Consider the following 17,669-nt stretch of genomic DNA (forward strand, 5'->3'; position numbering starts at 1 on the left):
CATCGTGCCGCCGAACTGCCTGTCTGGCTGCACAGATACAATTGGCATCGTCCACATGGCAGCCTAAAGTCAAAAACGCCTATCAGTCGCCTCGCCCTGATCGAGGACAACCTGTTGAAGCTCCACATCTAGGGCATGCGAAAATAGAAAATAACGGGCAAAAAGATGCGCCTTTTCCGACTCCGAGCCTAGATGGTTGAAAGCCTCGAAGTACTCCTTCGTCCGCTCGAGGAGATCTCCCGCATAAAGCGCCAACGGCTGTGACACGGTGACCCTCGGGCGCGCCTTGACCTTCGGCGTCTCAGGTCCACTCTTGGCCATCTCAGATTATCGGCTTAATTCCGGTGCCGGTATGCGACAAAGCCGAACAGAGTAGCCGCTGCGACGTTGAAGATTGCCCACAGCTCGCGCGGCAAATGAACCGGCATGAACGGGTTGAAGATCGCTGCCGCTCCAAACAGCGCCCAAGCCAGGGTGCGATTTTCAGGGCCTGATCGCCACACCATGGCTCCGCAGTAGATCCCGGCGAAAAAGACCACCACGCGGAGGAATTGGTAATAGCCGTACGGCCATGGCGCTACCGCCAGCAGCGAGGCAATAGCTACACAGATGCAGACCAACCGGACCGTTCCGGCCGGCGTCGAAAAGCATTATTTTCAGCAAACTTGATCCTCAAACGCCCAGCACGGTTGTTAGTGGAGTTTCGGCGCCCGCCATATATTTGAAAAGCCAGATTGCCCAAGTGATCGGCCAAATGAACGCCAACATCGCATCCAGGCTCAAGTTAATCAGGATTTTTACGACCACTGATGCATGGCCCTGCCATGTGTCGACGACATTCATCACGTAGGTGATCGGCCCGCCCAGCATGAAGAGGAGGCCCAGCGGAGCTGACATGATGTTCTTCAGCATGTTTGTGTCCCTCAGAAAGGCGTGACCTTCAGTGACAGTGATACGCGCCGGTCTTATGGTTGGTATGGCAACCGTTGGCATCAGTGCCGCCACTGTGTGCAAACGCGCCGGTCGCGCAAGCGATTATTGCAGCGGCCATAGCCGCGAGAAATGTTGTTTTCATTTTATTGCCCTCCCAAAGTATTTCAGACAGAGCACTATTGCCGGTCGGGCACAAGCTGCTCGTGGCACTGTGAACACAAATAGGATAGATGCTCCTCTGTGCAGGCCAAGATCGGGCGAGGAGAATACTTTGGATGGATTGCGATTGATGCACGTCCCGTTGGCGATCCTGCTGACATGGCCAAGGGTGGCGACGGCAAATGAATGCCTCTCGAAGTACACCAAGACCGACGTCTGCGCCTACGCAAAAAAAATGCAAACCGAAATGGCTCCAGCATTGCCCATGCTGATCAGTTCGAACATCTCCGTTCGGAGCATCATCGCAATCGGGCCAAGGATCGTTTTCAACGCCACCTGGGCTCAGACCGATGCGGAAGTAGACGCCAAATTGTTGGCTGCTGGCGTCTCGCGGCCGGTCTATGTCCAGAAGATCGATGAAATGACCAAAAACTATGTCTGTCGTGCGGAGGAACTATCTGCCTTCGTTCGCCTGGGCGGTGAGATCCAGTACACGTATACGACTGTGGATAATTTCCCAGTCGCGAACCCGCTCGTAGCACTCTGTCCTTAGAGCATCGCAGCACGGCTCATGACATGACTAGTCGCGGCCGATCAACCAGTTGATCAGCAGCCATGATCATTTGTTGGAACTCAATTGAGCCTGATCCGCACTAGCAAGTGGATAGAAGTGAATGTGCGGTTGCCCTTTAGCTCTACTATGCATAGAAACCACTCTGCCGGGGGGCGTAAAGTTGGGGTTGTGAGTGCGTGGGCTCTAAATTCGAAAAACTAAATAAGTTGCGTGACTCACTGCGAGAATCCAACCACGATTTTCGGGCGAGCACTCAGCTATTCAACAGCCTGGACCCTGCCAAGATCGACGGCGACCTGGATGTCATTAACCGCGGAAAGCAGCGCGGCGAGGTGAACCAACCCCCGAAAACGGCAAAGAATCTCGACGATGTCGAACATGCCATCGTGGAACGCGTTGAGGATGAGAAGAAGGCTGCGCATCACACTCTTGAGGACAACCTGCAACTCCTTGGAGGTCGTCTTGCCGGCCTCGATTTCGAGGAACAATTCGGTCTAATCCGTCAGACGAATGCCGCTAGCGTTTCGGACTTCAAAGCCTCGGTCGCCGTGGGCCTCGATGAACTTCACGGCCTGAGAAGGGCCCTGAACGACGCCGAAAAAGAGCATGCATGGTTTAAGGAGAAGCACGGTCTCGTTCGTGCCGCGCGTGTGCAGCACGGTGCCGCTCACATTTTCCGGCTATCGCTTCTGCTATTTCTGTTTCTGGTCGAGACAGCGATGAACGGCAACTTCCTGGCCAAGGGCAATGAGCAGGGATTTTTTGGTGGCATCCTTGAGGCTGCGGCATTCTCTTTCATCAACATCGGGGCGGCTTTGCTCCTGGCGGTTTTCTGCGCTCGTCTCGTCACCCATCGGTCGTTTTTCGTAAAATTCGTTGGGATCATTTCAATCCTTTTCTATATCGGCTTGGCGATTTCGATAAACTTGGCGCTAGCGCACTACCGTGAGGTCAGCGGCTCGCTCGCTGACGGCGCCGGCGCTGAGGTCATCCGTAATATGCTCGCCAATCCAGCGGGTCTCACGGACATCAAGTCCTGGTTGCTGTTTGCGATCGGCCTGATGTTTTCGCTTTTCGCTTTTATCGACGGCTGGTTCGTGCTCGACCCTTACCCAGGCTACACTGGCGTTGAAAATCGGCTCGTTCGACGGCGCGATGACTACATCGATCGAAAGAAGGAACTGATCGAAGAGCTGCAGGATGTCCGCGACGACCACAACGAAAAAGTGGAGGAAATCGTCAAGCAGCTTGGTAGTCGCCGGCGCGAGCACCGCGCGATTGTCGATCATCGATCGAGGCTTCTGGCTCTTTTTGCGCAGCATCAAGACCAATTGGAGCGAGCCTGCAATCAGCTTTTGTCGATGTATCGGGAAGCCAACATCCAGGCGAGGACCGAGCCGGCGCCCAAGCATTTCGGAACGCCCTACAAACTTGATCGCATCAAGCCATACGTCACCGGCGAGCGGGAGTGGAATGAGGGAGATGTTGGCGCATCAATTCGCCAGGCGCAGGAGGAACTCAACGAGCAGGTTCGTCTGATTGGTCAGGAATGCGAACGGGGAATTGAGCAGTACCGAGATCTTGATAAGCTTCACCCGGACAGCGTGAATGTCTAGGCGAACCCGCAGACGCAAGAAAGGCAATGCGGGTACCATTGCCGCGGCCATTGCCCTTGGTGTGCTATCCGTTGCGATGTTGGCCGGCTTCGGCTGGATGTGGACCAGGTCTGGCAATGGCCATATCGACGCCAACACGAATTGCCCATTGGACGGACCCTCCAGCCTGACCGCCGTCCTCATCGACGCCACTGATCCAATTTCGGCAACGACGATGGCTGATCTCAAGAACGAGTTCCGAAAGACCATTGGGCAGGTCGAGCCGGGTGGGTATGTGAGGATTTATACCCTGAGCTCGGCGCCTGGTGAGCTGACGGTGATGTTCGATGGATGCAATCCCGGTGATGGGTCGACCGTCGATAGTTGGACCAACAATCCTGCGCGGCGTCAAAAGAAGTGGGAAAACGCCTTCGGCGATCCTTTGAACAAACTTCCCGATGAAATCCCGAATGCGGCTTCCGCGAGCCAATCTCCGATCATGGCTGGAATTCAGAAAATCAAGCTGTCGCTCTTCGATAGCAGCTTGGCCAAACAGGGCAGTCCCAAGCGATTGGTGGTCGCCTCTGACATGATCGAGCATACGACGATTTACTCGCAGTACCGATCGGGACTGGATTACCAAAAATACCTCAACAGCGCCGCCGACCGCACATATGGGACGTCGCTGGATGGGGTGGGCATCACAATTCTTTATATCGATCGGGCAAAGAAGCCATTTCAGACCCTGGATCACGCGGAGTTCTGGACACATTGGGTCCAGAACCATCACGGCGAGTTCGAAAAGCTGGTTGGCTTGGATGGGTTAAACTGATGGCGAGAGCGCACGACAAACCTTTGCTGGATCATCCACGTCTGCCGGTCGTGGTTTTCGCGGCATTGACACTCGGCGGGTGTGTATTCATCGCCATTGCAAAACTCTCAGGCGTAAATCCGATCGTCGCGGCGGTAGCACCGGCCTGCCTGATGTTTTTCTATCTCGGGGTTTCGATCTTTGCTGGAAAGCTACAACTGCACGACGAGCAGACCGGCGATAACCTCTACTATATGGGCTTCCTGTTCACCCTGACGAGCCTTGGGGTCTCGCTGTTTCAGTTTGGAACGGAAGGCTCAACCGACACGATCGTCCAAAATTTTGGCATCGCGATCACGTCGACGATCACCGGTATTGCTCTGAGGGTTTTCTACAATCAGATGCGGCGCGATCCCGCGGACATTGAGCGAACGGCGAGGCACGAACTTGCCGACATGACACGGCGTGTAAGAGCCGAGATGGAAAGCGTAACCAGGGAGTTCGCCGACTTTCGTCGTGTCAGCCATCAAATGCTCGAAGAGGGCTTTGCAGAGATTGCCGAGCAAGCGGCACGCAATGGGGAGCACATTCGATCTGCCCTGGACAATATTGCCATGGAATCGATCAAGCCTGTCCAAGAGGCGTCTGCCAAGCTCAGTGACGCGTTGCAGCACAATTTCGGGCAAGTCGAAACCCAGTTTGCTTCGATAGCGAACCGCGTTGGAGCTGCAGCGGATTTGCTGGATAAAGCCAACAGCTCGATGTCCAACTCTGTTGGAAAGCTCGGTAATCAAGCCGACAATATGGCTGCCAAGCTGGAAAAGGTGGTTGTTCCTGATGAGGTGCTGAAGAACGATCTGGCGCCGATGGTCAAGCTCCTGGGTAATGCTGTCGCACAATATGCGATAAAAACCGAAACAGCCTCGCAAGAGCAGCAAACGCGGATGACCGGTCTTGCCGACGCAGTGATCAAGGTGGCGACTGGAGTGGAGAGAGCGGCAGCGGCCGCAGAAAAGACCGCAGAAACTGTCCAAGCGCAGCAGCGTTTGACTGAGGAGTTCATGGCTGTGATGCAGAAACACAGCAATGAAACACGCGGCCTCGTCGCAACCCTTACACAACATAGCCTCCCGGCCGTGCGCACTCCCCAGCCTCTGAGCAATGCGATAGCGAACGATGTCGAGCGAGTGGCGGCACCTTCCACTGTTGCCTCCCCTGTGGAGACGCCAATCAAGGTTTCGGATGACACGGAGGGCGACACCTTCCGATCGTTAAGCAGTCCGGCGGAGGTGGAGAAGGGTGAACCGCCAAAGAGAGCAAGTTGGTGGGGCAGGTGAGTGAGGTTAGCGGAACAGCCATTACGTTTGAGCGCAAGGGCTATGGCCGCGGCCTGATACTCGGCCTGACGATGGCTGAGACGATGCTGCTTCTCGTTTTCTGCCTTTTGCTTGCTGCAGGCGCGCTCATCGCCAAGACAAAGAAAGAGGCTGCGGCAGCGCAGAAGATTGCGCAGTCCCTCAATGAGAACGCTCGCAAGCTTGACGAGGAAAACAAGCGGTTGCTGGCTCAGCTGAATGCCATGGTCAAGCCTGCAAGTCGACGCAATGTACCAGATCAAGAATGGCGTGAATTGGTCCGGGCCAAAGAGGCCGCAGAGGCAATCAAAAAAGTGGGACTGACCCTTGAGGAAGCGGTGAAAAGCGCGCCGGCCGCCAAAGTCCTCTCTGACAACGACGTCGACGTTGATCAGGCCAAAGCCATGATCGAGAAGATGAAGGTTCTGCGCGAGCTCGGCTACGTTGGCACGGGCAAGACGTCCAAGGATCTTGCTGACGCACTGAAGAAGGCAAGGAACGAGGCCTCTGCTGACAAGCCACACGATTGGCCACCGATCATCAGTCTTAGCGAGCTCGATGGCTATAATTTCGATACTGGAAGTGCGGAGCTTTCCGGTGGCTTCAAAACGAAGTTGCGGCAGATGTCGAAGACCATTGCTGGAATTGCAACTTCCTATGGTGTGGACGTCATTGAGGTGATTGGCCACACGGACGAGCAGGCGATGTCCGGTGACTCATCGAATATGGACAGAGGCCTTCAGCCCGTACTGGCGCGCAAGATGGACATTGGCACACTCCATCCTGCCGACAATGCCGGGCTTGGATTAGCGCGAGCGATCTCCGTCACAGGCATCCTGCGCGATATGCCGGAACTGAAAGGCTTCACCATCCTGCCAATGTCCGGCGGCCAGTTGATATTGCCTGGCGACCGGCTCACCGACGGCGCACAGGCCGGCGACGTCAAGGCGAGGAGGCGAATTGAGATCAGGGTCAGGCAACGTTCGCGAGAGACAGATATTGGACTGGTTCCGGTACCAAAGTTGTGAGGCGAACTGCCCTTGGGTTTCGCTCACAGGGCTTGGGGGGGATTGCGGGGATGGGGTTTTACGTTCGAAAATCGATTAGTGCGGGACCTTTCCGCTTTAACTTCTCGTCTGGCGGGGTTGGCGCGTCCGTTGGCGTGCAAGGTGTTCGTATCGGGACTGGCCCACGAGGGCATTATATTCATGCAGGCGTCGGCGGTCTCTACTACCGAGGCACTTTGGGAAAGCGCAGCGCCAAGCAGACGCTGCAACTGTCTGAATTCCCATCTGGGCCAAAGCCCCATCCAACATCCTCACCCGTGGAATATGTCAGCGGTGGCGTCGTGATGAGAGAAATCGAGTCCGCCGATGTGATCGAGATGCGTGATGAGACATTTGCCAATGTGCTTGATGAAATCAATGCGAGGCAATCGCAGACGCGAATGTCGCTCATCCTGGCCGTGCTGTTTGGGATCGCCGGATTGATCGCAGGCGCAATGCTGGGAGGTGGGGTGGCGCTGATCGGTATTGCTGCCTTTTTGCCGGGCATGCTTATTGGCAACTGGTTGGACAGCTACCGCCGGGTGAGCGTGCTCTACTATGATTTGGAGCAGGACGCGGAGGCGGCCTACGGGCGACTTGTCGCCGCCTTTGACACGCTCACACGCTGCGCGGCGAGTTGGCATGTCGCGGCTGGTGGCAAGATAGAGGATCTGACGACTTGGAAGCGCAATGCGGGAGCCACGATGTTGGTCGATAAAAAGTCGACGACGCTCCAAGCTTCCTTGCCGACGGTTGTTCGCAGCAATGTCACACCACCGTCGATACACGTCGGCCGGCAAATCCTTTATTTCATGCCAGACATGATTTTGGTGAAGGACGGAAACCAGTACGGTGCCGTTGGGTATGGAGACCTCAGGACGCAATTTGCCCCCAGCAATTTTATTGAGACCGGCAAAGTTCCATCTGATGCTGAGATCGTGAGCTATACCTGGGCTCATCCCAATAAGAATGGCGGACCCGACAAACGCTTCAGAGATAATCGGCAGATCCCTGTCTGTCGCTACGAAGCCTTGCGGTTTTCTAGCCCATCCGGGCTCAACGAGCTGGTGGAATTTTCCAAGACAAACGTCAGCCAGCCCTTTTGCCAGGCTCTATTGGCACTCGCGCAAATGCACCGAAACGCTGGTGGCCAGTCCGGCTTGCTGAAAGCGCGCTAAGGAATTGGCTTGGTCAGCAAATGCCTTCGCACGGAATTCCGTCGCCGTCCCGGTCCAATTTGGGTCCCCAGCTACAGTTATTGAGATACCAGCGCGCCTCATCGCATGAGGAGATTTGCTTACAATAGCGACGCGGTTGACACGAATAGCTCTGAGCTATTTGGCGACGGCCTGTAAGGCCGTAGGATGTGTCATTACCGGGTTTATTGTTGGCTGCATGTGTTGCTCGCCAATCCCAAGGGGCTGTGAAAGTGCCAACCCAGATGCCAATCTTGGCCCTTTGGGCATCTGCCTGTTGTGACGCGTAACTACCATGGCTGTATCGAGGCCAATCCAGGGCATAACCCTGTTCGACCATCCAAGACGCAATGCTAGCACCGTCCGCCCGCTGACAATCACCAACGAAGCGGTTGTAACGATCCCACGAAACAAAGTTGCACTGGATGGGTCGGGATTGACTGAGGAAGATGTCCAGTGCTTCTGCGGATTTGCGGCCGCATGGGTATTCTTGCCCGCTTGCGTCGCTGCAGTTTTGGCTGCTTTCAGGTGCGTCGATGCCATTGAAACGAATACGCTGTCCGTGGATCTCGATCGTGTCCCCGTCAACGATGGACGCTACGCCGACGATAGGCTTCGGTTTTGACCCGAGTGCGCTTGCTGTATTGGGTCCCGCGATCTGGTTGCCCCACCCTGTAAAGTAGGAGGTGACATAAGCGCCCACTGCTAGCGTGATCACCAGGATCGCGGCTAATGATTTATGTGAAAAGAAACGCTTGCGCATAATTGAAACCCGGCCGCGTCTTGGCCGCGAGCTGCGGCGATGGGAATAGCGATCGCGATTCAATTTTCGATCCTTTGCGAAGCTGCCAAATGTTTTGCTAGCGCGTCTTTGACTTCTTGGCTGCTGCTTTCTTGGGCGCGGCTGCTGTGCGACCGAGGCCAATCGATTTTGCCAATCTGGAGCGATTGGCTGAATAGTTAGGCGCGACCATGGGGTAATCGTTGGAGAGGCCCCATTTTTGGCGATAGGCGTCGGGCGTCAGTCCAAAATGCGTGTTCAAGTGTCTCTTGAGGGACTTGAACTTTTTGCCGTCTTCGAGGCAGACGATGTAGTCTGGAGTGACTGAGCGCTTGGGGTTGACCGCGGGAACTTGGTCGGGTTTTTCCGGTTCGGACGGCTGGCCGATACGCGCTAATGACGAATTGATGCTGGCAATAAGGTCCGGCAATGAGGAGACCGGCACTGAATTCTTGCTCACATAAGCCGCAACGATATCGGCGGTAAGCTCCATCAGCGCGGTGGCCGTATTTTGGATTTCGTCAGTCACTTCATGGCTCCGGACTTCTGCAGTGAAATCCCGATCTATTACTTATCGGCTAAAAAAACCAGTAGAGGGAGGATACTAAATGCCAGGCGCTAATAGTGATGAATGTTAAAGCGCCAATCAGAATGCGGAACCACGAGAGACGGTGGATTGATTGGGCGCGGCGTTTTCTTTGTATGACCAGGAAAGCGGCTTGAGGCTCACAGGCGGATGCATTTAGATTTGGACGAGTAGGACCTACGCATGACATTTTCGAAAGACCCGCCGCCGGAGGTTAAGCCCCAGAAGGATAAGGCAAAGACTGGATCTGAATTGGACCGCGTTCCAAGTGCGGGAGCCATTCGGGTCCGCAACGGACTCTCTGTGTCAGAAAAAGACATTGTGGAGGCGGCTAAATACGGGGGCAGGGAGCGAGAATCCTCGTCGGATAGCGACTAGGCAAAGGGGGCCAAGAATGCAGGCTCTGACCCATATCACACGTCGCAATATTGGACGGTGTCCAGAAGTGATCGCAGTCGTTTCTAATTGAACACGGCTGTTTTTTCTTGCGCGAACGCTCTACGCGGGCTCTAGCTGGTTCTCCTTTCAAAGGGGATGTAAGTCTTGGACGTAAAACAGTCAGTCTTCCAAAGCGATCTCCCTCTAAAGGAGAAACTCGAGCGCGCCAGGATGGAGTTGCTCGATCTTTCCGCCCGCAATCGACTTTTGAATGTGCCGCGGTTTTCCAAGAGCGCGAAGACGATCGATATCGTCGATGAGAAGTCGTCCGAAATTTATCGATTGCTGGTGACCGAAGGAAAGGCTTTTACCTTCCTGGCCGGCAAGCCCGATAGGCCGAAAGCGGGCCAGGATGAAAGCAGCCCTCCAGACGAAGAGATCGACTATTCCCCCGTCGCTCTCGCCCAACCAGAGGACGATGGAGTCGATAACAGAGGGATATCCGCGCGGCACTCGGACACCAAGCTGCAGACGCGTATGACCCCAACTGGGCTGCAGCGGCGGCTCCTTGATCTCTACCATGATGCCCGCACACTCGAGGAAGAGCAGGGCGTCAATATCCTCTTTCTGGCCCTTGGAATGCTGAAGTGGATTGACCCGAACAACAAAGAGAACATCCGTCAGGCCCCCCTCATTTTGGTGCCGGTTCGGCTTGAGCGAGGGGCCGCTGGAGAAAAATTCCGCCTACGAGCCCGGCCGGAAGATCTTACCGCAAACCTCTCCTTGGAACTCTATCTCGACCGCATTCACAAGCTCGCTCTGCCGCGTTTTGAGGTGGGAGATGACTTCGACGTCTCGGCCTATCTCGATGCCGTTGCCGAAGCAATTTCGACCAAAGAGGGTTGGGAGGTGCTTCGCGACGATATGGTGCTCGGCTTCTTCTCGTTTGCGAAGTTCTTGATGTACCGTGATCTGGATCCGGATCTCTGGCCCGATGGCGCAAAGATTATCGAACAACCGAAGATCCGCTCGCTTCTTTCAGATGGTTTCGAAACACGCGAGCCGCTTATGTCGGACGACATAGCGATTGATCCGCACATTGCGCCCGCCGAAATGTTGCATATCGTCGACAGTGACAGTTCTCAGACACTGGCGATCCATGACGTCAGAAAAGGTCGCGACCTCGTTATCCAAGGTCCGCCTGGGACAGGAAAATCGCAGACGATCGCAAACATTATTGGGTCGGCCGTTGCCGACGGAAAGACCGTGCTGTTCGTGGCCGAAAAGATGGCAGCGCTGGAGGTCGTCAAGCGACGGCTTGACACTGCTGGGGTGGGGGACGCCTGCCTTGAGCTGCATAGTAACAAGGCGAACAAGCGCATGATGCTAGAGGAGCTGCGGCGAACCTGGCAACTCGGATCGCCCAGGGGCCAGCTTCCTTCTTCCCTAACTGATCGCTTGCTGGAGGCTCGCGATAAACTCAACGCACATGCTGCACGAATGCACGTTGCGTTCGGAGCGTCCGAACTCACTCCTTATCAGGTTCTCGGCCAGCTAACCCGACTAAGGCAGGTCGGTCAGAAACCAGTGGACATCGAACTTACGGATGCCACAAGCTGGACAACTGACGGCGTTTCGCAACGTCGCAAATTGCTCGATGAGGTCTCTCAGCGGATCAACGAGATCGGCTTGCCGATCCACCACCCGTGGCGGGGAGTTGGCCTGGATGTCGTTCTTCCAACGACCATTGAGAGGCTCGTCCCACGCATCGCGGCGTTGCTGGACCAAGCCAAGGCACTGCACGCCAAACTGGTCGGTATCGCTGAGCGGATCAAGGCCGAGCCTCCGAAAATTCTCAGCGACAGCGGCGAGATAGAAGATCGCGCTGAGCTTCTCGCGTCCGCGCCTGGACTTCCTGCCGAGGCGCTCGTCTCGCCGGTATGGGATGAGCGTCCGAAAGACATTTCATCGCTTCTCTGGTCAGGAACGGATTTCGCCCGCAAGTCCGAGGAACTTTCGGAGCAGTTGGCGGCAACGGCTATCGACACGCCAATTGAAGGTCTCGAGACAGAGCTTGCAAAGCTTCCCTCGGAATTTCCGAAAGATGGTTTCCATCGTGCGCGACAGCTCACCATTCTGCTCCCACGCTTGAGGGAAGAAGCTGAGCGCCTGAATCAGGAACTCGGATCGGCGATATTGCCAGACACGTTGGCAGGCTTGCTCAGGCTGGCCGTGACCGGCGAGCGAGTAGCGGCAGCACCTGACGCAAGTCCGGAGGCCTTCGCAGCCACCGTTTGGGACTCCGGACTTGAGCAGGCAGGCGACCTTGCCGACAGCGTAGCGACGCTTGAGGCTGCCAGAGCCGACCTTCAGGGCAAGGTTGTTGACGCGGCGTGGAGCACCGAGGTGGCCGCGGCGCGGCAGGCGCTCGCCACACACACGGGAATATTGAAAGCATTGAACGGCGACTACCGTCGCGCCACAGCACTTGCGCGGACTATTGTGGTCGACCCTAGCGCGCCTGCGACGCAGATAGTTGGTCTCCTCGACCTTTTGATGAAGGGTCAGGCTGCCGCAGCAAGAGTCCGCGAAGGCGACGCTTTTGGCCGTTCCGCCTTCGGGGCAGATTGGCGTGGGGAGCGATCGGCTTCCGCGCCACTGCTCGCGCTAGTGGAGTGGATGCGGACTCTACGAGGGCTAGGCCCCGAACCTCGGATTATCGCCGGCCGGATGGCGGAACGCTCCGAGGCCGGTGCGCGTGCAGCGCGCGTTCGCAAGGTTATCGAAATCGGTCGGCCAATTATCGAAGGTTTCTGGAACGATCTCGGGCACCTCGCGTCATCCATGCTAGGCGACGTGGCTTCCGCCGAGCGGGCCTCGCTGCAACTGATGGAAGCGAAGGCGAGCACTGTAGCTCAAGCCGATGATGCGTCACGACAGGTTCTGACTGACGTTCCGGATCTAATCACTGAGCGGGTGGAGCTACTGCGCCGACTAGGCAGACTACAAGCACTTGCTCAAGGGATCGATGCGGGAGAGAGCCTTGGCAAGTTCGTATTCGGCTCGTCGTGGCACGGTCGAGGATCCGATTGGGCCGCTCTCACGCAAGCCGAGCTTTGGCTGAAAGAAAATGGCTCGATCCGACATCTGGCTGCGCGGTTGCCTGAAAGAATCGAGATCGCAAACTCGGCACGTTCAGCACGTGAAGCGGCCCAAGCGGCAGCGCGGGAATTGAAGGCGCTTACAGGGGATTTGAAAGCCGATGCTCCCTCCTTGTTTGGAGTAGTCGATTTTCCGGACGTCGCGATAGGCGAGGTCGTTTCTCGGCTGCAGGGTTGGCTCGATCATCAGGAGCAGCTCTCGAAATGGGTTGCCTATGAAGAGCGATCCGAAACGGCCCGAAAGGCTGGACTGGGACAGTTGATAGACGGCCTAGCCAACGGCCAGATTACAACAGGATCGGCTCGATCAGTTTTTGATATGGCCTACTACGAACGAATGTTTCTGGCGATGGCGACCGATGAGCCGGAGCTGGCAAGGTTCGACGGGGAACTGCATTCCAGGGCTGTACGTGACTTCGCAGATCTGGACCGCCAGCGCATCAAGGCCGGCGCCATCGAAGTTGTAACGGCTCATCACCGGAAAATTCCTTCAAGAGACGGCGGAGCTGGACCTGTCGGACTGCTTCGTTCTGAGATGGCGCGCAGACGAGGCCACATGCCCATCCGGCAATTGATGCAGAAGGCAGGCCCTGCCATCCAGGCGCTGAAGCCAGTGTTCATGATGAGCCCGCTTTCGGTGGCGCAATTCCTGTCGCCCGGCCGGATGTCCTTCGATCTGCTCGTGATGGACGAGGCGTCTCAGATCCAGCCCGTGGACGCACTTGGCTCGGTCGCCAGGGCCAGTCAGGTGGTCGTCGTTGGCGACGAACGCCAACTGCCACCCACGACATTCTTCGCGAAGATGACAGGCTCGCAGTCTGAAGATGACGAGGGTGAGGGCGCGCAGGTCGCCGACATTGAAAGCATCCTCGGCCTGTTCACGGCCCGCGGCTTGCCGCAGCGTATGCTGCGCTGGCACTACCGTAGCCGTCACCAATCTCTAATCGCAGTATCGAACAGCCAGTTCTACGAGAACCGGCTTTTCATCGTGCCAAGCCCTTATACCCAAGAGGCAGGTATGGGGTTGCGGTTTCATCATGTGCCGGAGGGGGTCTTCGATTCCGGCGGCACAGGAACCAATCCGGTAGAGGCGAGAGCAGTAGCGGAGGCGATCATCCGTCATGCGAAGGTGAACCCGCAAGAGACTCTAGGCGTTGCAACATTTTCGGTTAGCCAACGCCGCGCGATCCAGGATGAACTCGAAGCGCTGCGGCGACTAAATCCCGACACCGAGGAATTCTTTCACGCTCATCCAAGCGAGCCATTCTTCGTCAAGAACCTCGAAAATGTTCAAGGCGATGAGCGCGACGTGATCATGATCTCGGTGGGGTATGCCAAGAATGCCCAGGGATACATGGCCATGCGTTTCGGCCCTCTTGGCGCGGAAGGCGGCGAGCGTCGGCTCAACGTCCTCATAAGCCGCGCCAAGCGCAGCTGCGAAGTATTCGCGTCCATCACAGACGAGGACATCGACCTGGAGCGTGGCAAAGGGAAAGGCATCTTCGCCTTCAAGCTCTTCTTGCACTACGCGAGAACAGGGCGAATTTCGCTTGCCCAAGTCACGGTTCGCGAAATGGATTCAATCTTTGTAGAACAGGTAGCCAACGCGCTGATCGAAATGGGTTATCAGGTTCATGCTCAAGTGGGCATTGCCGGCTTCTTCATCGACCTCGCAGTTGCGGATCCAGAGAGGCCAGGCCGCTATATTCTTGGCATCGAATGCGATGGCGCAGAATATCACTCATCTCGCTCGGCCAGAGATCGAGACCGGCTTCGGCAGTCGGTTCTGGAAGACCATGGTTGGATCATCCATCGCATCTGGAGCGCTGACTGGTTCCAACGGCCTCGTGAGCAGCTGGAGCGAACCATACTAGCGATTGAGGCCGCCAGAAAAGAACTCGATGAGCGGGCCGAATTGGGGGTCCAGAGAAATCGAGCTGTAGCCGTGCAGGTTGTTACGGTCGACCGAGGCAACGTGACGGAAATCGGTCTCGAAAGCACAAACGGATCCGAGACACCCAATCGAGCCTACGAAGAGGCCGAACTAAAGCGACCGGGATCGTTCGAACTCCACGAGACGCCCAGCGGAATCATGGCCGGACTGGTCGAGCAGGTCGTGGCTACAGAAACGCCAATCCATGTCGACGAAATAGTTTCGCGTATTCGGGACGCCTGGGGTCTGCAGCGGGCCGGTGGCAGGATTCAGGATGCAATCGAGCGGGGGGTAAGCATAGCACAGAGAGGTGGTTCAGTAGCCCGTCGAGGCAACTTCTGCTTCAAGCCAGGTGTTCCTGTTCGTCTCAGGGATCGCAGTGGGGTCGTGTCCGCTGGATTGCGCAAGCCCGAAATGATTGCGCAGGACGAGGTCGCCCAAGGCGCTATGGAAGTCGTGAAATCCAACCTCGGTGCGACAGAGGAAGAAATCGCCACAGGCGTTGCCAGGATGCTGGGCTTCAAAGCCACAAGCGCACAATTAAGGCAGCTGATTTCAGCTGGGGTCGCCGATTTGGTTGCCAAAGGAGTGTTACGGTCCCAAGACGGCTTGTTGGTGGCCGGCGAATCCGCGAGCGAGAAATTAGCTGAAGTGTAACGGGGCGCTGCAGCGCCCTCGTTGCAATTTCTGTCGAAGCTCGGAACACCTCTTTTGCTGGCGGAGGCCGAATGGCATTTCGATTCGTACACACGGCCGATATTCATCTCGACTCGCCGCTTCGTTCGCTGGCGATGCGAAATCCCGATCTTGCCGGGCTGGTGGGCGACGCCAGCCGCCAGGCATTCGTTTCGATAGTGGATCTCTGCCTTGAGGAACGTGTGGCCGCGTTGGTCATTGCTGGCGACCTATACGATGGCGACCAGACTTCAATGAAGACAGCGCGGTTCTTGGGCGCGCAGATGACACGCCTGCACCAGGCCGGCATCATGGTTTTCAAGATCCGCGGTAATCATGACGCCCTGTCGCGGATTTCCAAACAGCTGGTATTTCCCGACACCGTTACCATCTTTGGTGGTCGTGCTCAGTCGGTATTGCAGACAGCCGGCGGTCTGGACGTCGTATTCCATGGTTTGAGCTTTGCGAACCCTAAGGCGCCGGACAGCCTGTTAACCAAATATCCGGCGGCTCGTGAAGGGGCCGTCAACATAGGCATCATGCATACCAGTCTGGCTGGATCGCCAGGTCACGACGTTTACGCGCCCTGCAGCATCGCTGACTTGCACGCCCACGGTTTCGACTATTGGGCCCTCGGCCACATCCATGCTCGCCAAGTCCATCCTGGCGCCAGTGCCGTGGTGATGCCGGGAATACCGCAGGGGAGGGATATCAACGAGGCCGGTGAGAAATCAGTCACCCTGGTGACGGTGCGCCACGACCGTTCGGTGGAGATCGAGGAACGGCTGACCAGCGTTGCGCAGTTCGAACGGGTGAGCGTCGACCTTACCGGAGCGGTGGAGTGGCCCGAGGCCGTCGCGCGTGTTCGCTTCGCACTCGAAGAGATGCGGGCAACCGTCCGATCGCGTCATGCTGTGGCTCGCATTGGCCTGACAGGAACGTCACCACTGATGTGGGCGCTGATCCGCGACAGGGACCTCCTTCTTGCCGAAGCCGAACAGGCTGCGGAACAGCTAGGCCATACGTGGGTGGAGAAGCTCGAGCTTGACCTCGCGCCGCCTCGGACGGAGACCGCCGAGGATATTGCTGATCCGATTTTCGAACTCGAGCAATCAATGCGTGCCGATGCCACCTCGGAGGCCTTCCGCGCTGAGGCGAGGGCGTTCGTCCAAAAGATGGTCGCCGACCTTCCGGCCGACGGGCGGGATTTTGCTGGGACGGACGAAGCCGGGCTGGAACAGTTCCTCGATCAGGTGCTTTCCAAGGGCGCGGACTTGGTGACTGCCCGCCTTAAGGCCGGTGGATCGTCATGAGGTTGCGGCGCCTTGACCTCATTCGTTATGGAAAGTTCACCGATCGTTCGATCGACTTCGGACCCAAACCGGAATCCGGACCTGATCTGCATATCGTGTTTGGCCTGAATGAGGCCGGCAAATCGACTGCGCTTTCGGCCTATCTAGACTTGCTGTTCGGCATCGAGGAACGGAGCCGCTACAACTTCCTGCACGAGTACAGTGCCATGCGCATCGGCGGGGTGCTGGAACTGGCCGGCTCCGAACACACGTTCACGCGTACGAAACAGCGCAGTAATTCGCTATTGAATGCGACGGGCCAACCGGTAAGCGAGGTGGCGATCACGGCGCATCTCGCCGGTCTGTCGCGCGACGCCTACACGACGATGTTCTCACTCGATGACGAGACGTTGGAAGCCGGCGGAAAATCTATCCTGGAGTCGCGGGGCGACCTCGGCAAGCTTCTGTTCACGGCCAGCGCCGGTCTTGGGAACGCAAGTGATACGTTGAACGCCCTCGAGGCCGAAGCAGACGCTCTGTATCGGAAGCAGGCGCATGGAACCGAACTGGCGCTGTTGAAGAAGCGCCTTGTTGACGTAAAGTCGCGCAGGGATGCGATCGACACCCTTGCATCAACCTACGAGGGCCTGGAGGCCGAACGTCTCGATGCAGCGCAGCAGTACGGCCGAACCATCAGCGATCGGGCGGTGCTGGTGGCCAGGCTGGATACCTTTGCTCGTTACGTGCGTGCTGCGCCGATGCTGGCGGATATCCGGCGCAAGATTGCCCGGCTGGATCAGCTGCCGGACATCGCCTCCCCAGCCCGGACATCGACGGGAAGTGTCACCGAACTGATCGATGACGATGCCAGCCTCAGAACGCGGCTGTCCGCAAACATCGACGAGACCGAGCGCCTGGCGGAAAAAGTCACTGCGGTCGACGAGGACGAACCGATCCTGTCGATTTCCGAACGCATTCGCGGGCTGGCGGAGAGCAAGGTGCGCCATACCGCGGCTGGCTTTGACTTGCCCACTCGCAGGATGGAGCTGCAAATCCTCAACAACAGCGTGGCGAGCTGCCTTGCCGCCTTGGGCCGATCTTCCGAGGCGGATCCTGGCGCGCTGCTTCTGCCTGCCGTCACCGTTGGCGTCGTTCGCGCCATGGTCGAGCAGAGGTCCGGGATTGCTACCGGGA

General features: G+C 57.0%; 14 protein-coding genes and 1 pseudogene. 10 read left to right on the forward strand and 5 right to left on the reverse strand.

What is annotated here, in order from left to right:
* A pseudogene (locus EOA22_RS05940) lies at positions 1 to 132 on the forward strand (IS481 family transposase); the annotation flags it as partial.
* Positions 133 to 335: 203 nt separating this feature from the next.
* On the opposite strand, the gene EOA22_RS05945 reads toward EOA22_RS05940, so the two are convergent.
* Genes EOA22_RS05945 through EOA22_RS39675 form a run of 3 tightly spaced genes read right to left on the reverse strand, consistent with a single transcriptional unit; the run spans position 336 to position 1,075 of the window.
* Positions 336 to 620, reverse strand: a complete 285-nt coding sequence (locus EOA22_RS05945; protein WP_063169433.1) for a DUF6804 family protein — start codon at positions 618 to 620, stop codon at positions 336 to 338.
* 52 nt (positions 621 to 672) lie between these two features.
* Complete coding sequence (locus EOA22_RS05950; protein ID WP_082826591.1) at positions 673 to 912, reverse strand: hypothetical protein; 240 nt, start codon at positions 910 to 912, stop codon at positions 673 to 675.
* Positions 913 to 940: 28 nt separating this feature from the next.
* On the reverse strand, positions 941 to 1,075 hold the full coding sequence (locus EOA22_RS39675; RefSeq protein ID WP_199489651.1) for a YHYH domain-containing protein: 135 nt from the start codon (positions 1,073 to 1,075) through the stop codon (positions 941 to 943).
* A 129-nt stretch (positions 1,076 to 1,204) separates the two neighbouring features.
* Between EOA22_RS39675 and EOA22_RS05960 the strand changes: the two genes are divergently transcribed.
* The 6 genes from EOA22_RS05960 to EOA22_RS05985 all read left to right on the forward strand — a co-directional run bounded on the left by EOA22_RS05960 (position 1,205) and on the right by EOA22_RS05985 (position 7,651).
* A complete protein-coding gene (locus EOA22_RS05960; protein ID WP_126066778.1) occupies positions 1,205 to 1,645 on the forward strand; it encodes a hypothetical protein in 441 nt (146 codons plus the stop codon).
* 227 nt (positions 1,646 to 1,872) lie between these two features.
* Positions 1,873 to 3,282, forward strand: coding sequence for a hypothetical protein (locus tag EOA22_RS05965; RefSeq protein ID WP_210326684.1), 1,410 nt, complete (start codon positions 1,873 to 1,875; stop codon positions 3,280 to 3,282).
* A complete protein-coding gene (locus EOA22_RS05970; RefSeq protein WP_063169429.1) occupies positions 3,275 to 4,093 on the forward strand; it encodes a hypothetical protein in 819 nt (272 codons plus the stop codon). Before EOA22_RS05965 ends, EOA22_RS05970 begins: the two co-directional genes overlap by 8 nt.
* The gene (locus EOA22_RS05975) at positions 4,093 to 5,409 is read left to right on the forward strand and encodes a hypothetical protein (RefSeq protein WP_063169428.1); all 1,317 of its coding nucleotides are present in this window, start codon (positions 4,093 to 4,095) and stop codon (positions 5,407 to 5,409) included. Before EOA22_RS05970 ends, EOA22_RS05975 begins: the two co-directional genes overlap by 1 nt.
* Positions 5,397 to 6,455 carry a hypothetical protein gene (locus tag EOA22_RS05980; RefSeq protein WP_224571173.1) on the forward strand — a complete coding sequence of 353 codons (1,059 nt, stop codon included), beginning with the start codon at positions 5,397 to 5,399 and terminating at the stop codon, positions 6,453 to 6,455. The genes EOA22_RS05975 and EOA22_RS05980 overlap by 13 nt, the downstream gene beginning before the upstream one ends.
* A 50-nt stretch (positions 6,456 to 6,505) precedes the next feature.
* Positions 6,506 to 7,651, forward strand: coding sequence for a DUF4236 domain-containing protein (locus EOA22_RS05985; RefSeq protein WP_127389878.1), 1,146 nt, complete (start codon positions 6,506 to 6,508; stop codon positions 7,649 to 7,651).
* Positions 7,652 to 7,664: 13 nt separating this feature from the next.
* On the opposite strand, the gene EOA22_RS05990 is transcribed toward EOA22_RS05985, so the two are convergent.
* Both EOA22_RS05990 and EOA22_RS05995 read right to left on the reverse strand, forming a co-directional pair.
* Positions 7,665 to 8,495 (reverse strand): thermonuclease family protein, encoded by an 831-nt coding sequence (locus tag EOA22_RS05990; RefSeq protein WP_127224212.1) that lies wholly within the window; start codon positions 8,493 to 8,495, stop codon positions 7,665 to 7,667.
* Positions 8,496 to 8,529: 34 nt separating this feature from the next.
* Positions 8,530 to 8,943, reverse strand: coding sequence for a MucR family transcriptional regulator (locus EOA22_RS05995; protein WP_082826711.1), 414 nt, complete (start codon positions 8,941 to 8,943; stop codon positions 8,530 to 8,532).
* 702 nt (positions 8,944 to 9,645) lie between these two features.
* Here EOA22_RS05995 and EOA22_RS06000 point away from each other — a divergent pair.
* The 3 genes from EOA22_RS06000 to EOA22_RS06010 form a co-directional block, all read left to right on the forward strand.
* Complete coding sequence (locus EOA22_RS06000) at positions 9,646 to 15,165, forward strand: DUF3320 domain-containing protein (RefSeq protein ID WP_245437922.1); 5,520 nt, start codon at positions 9,646 to 9,648, stop codon at positions 15,163 to 15,165.
* A gap of 71 nt (positions 15,166 to 15,236) precedes the next feature.
* Positions 15,237 to 16,496, forward strand: a complete 1,260-nt coding sequence (locus EOA22_RS06005) for a DNA repair exonuclease (protein ID WP_063169423.1) — start codon at positions 15,237 to 15,239, stop codon at positions 16,494 to 16,496.
* A partial coding sequence (locus EOA22_RS06010; protein WP_164755270.1) for an AAA family ATPase occupies positions 16,493 to 17,669 on the forward strand: 1,177 nt, incomplete at its 3' end. The genes EOA22_RS06005 and EOA22_RS06010, both read left to right, overlap by 4 nt.

Origin of the sequence: Mesorhizobium sp. M7A.F.Ca.US.014.04.1.1 (assembly GCF_003998745.1) — a bacterium.
GTDB classification, from domain to species: Bacteria; Pseudomonadota; Alphaproteobacteria; order Rhizobiales; family Rhizobiaceae; genus Mesorhizobium; species Mesorhizobium ciceri.

Coding starts and splice junctions, on each gene's coding strand:
- EOA22_RS05950 (WP_082826591.1), bottom strand. CDS start 912: ATGCTGAAGAACATCATGTCAGCTCCGCTGGGCCTCCTCTTCATGCTG.
- EOA22_RS39675 (WP_199489651.1), bottom strand. CDS start 1,075: ATGAAAACAACATTTCTCGCGGCTATGGCCGCTGCAATAATCGCTTGC.
- EOA22_RS05970 (WP_063169429.1), top strand. CDS start 3,275: ATGTCTAGGCGAACCCGCAGACGCAAGAAAGGCAATGCGGGTACCATT.
- EOA22_RS05975 (WP_063169428.1), top strand. CDS start 4,093: ATGGCGAGAGCGCACGACAAACCTTTGCTGGATCATCCACGTCTGCCG.
- EOA22_RS05985 (WP_127389878.1), top strand. CDS start 6,506: ATGGGGTTTTACGTTCGAAAATCGATTAGTGCGGGACCTTTCCGCTTT.
- EOA22_RS05995 (WP_082826711.1), bottom strand. CDS start 8,943: ATGGAGCTTACCGCCGATATCGTTGCGGCTTATGTGAGCAAGAATTCA.
- EOA22_RS06000 (WP_245437922.1), top strand. CDS start 9,646: ATGGAGTTGCTCGATCTTTCCGCCCGCAATCGACTTTTGAATGTGCCG.
- EOA22_RS06005 (WP_063169423.1), top strand. CDS start 15,237: ATGGCATTTCGATTCGTACACACGGCCGATATTCATCTCGACTCGCCG.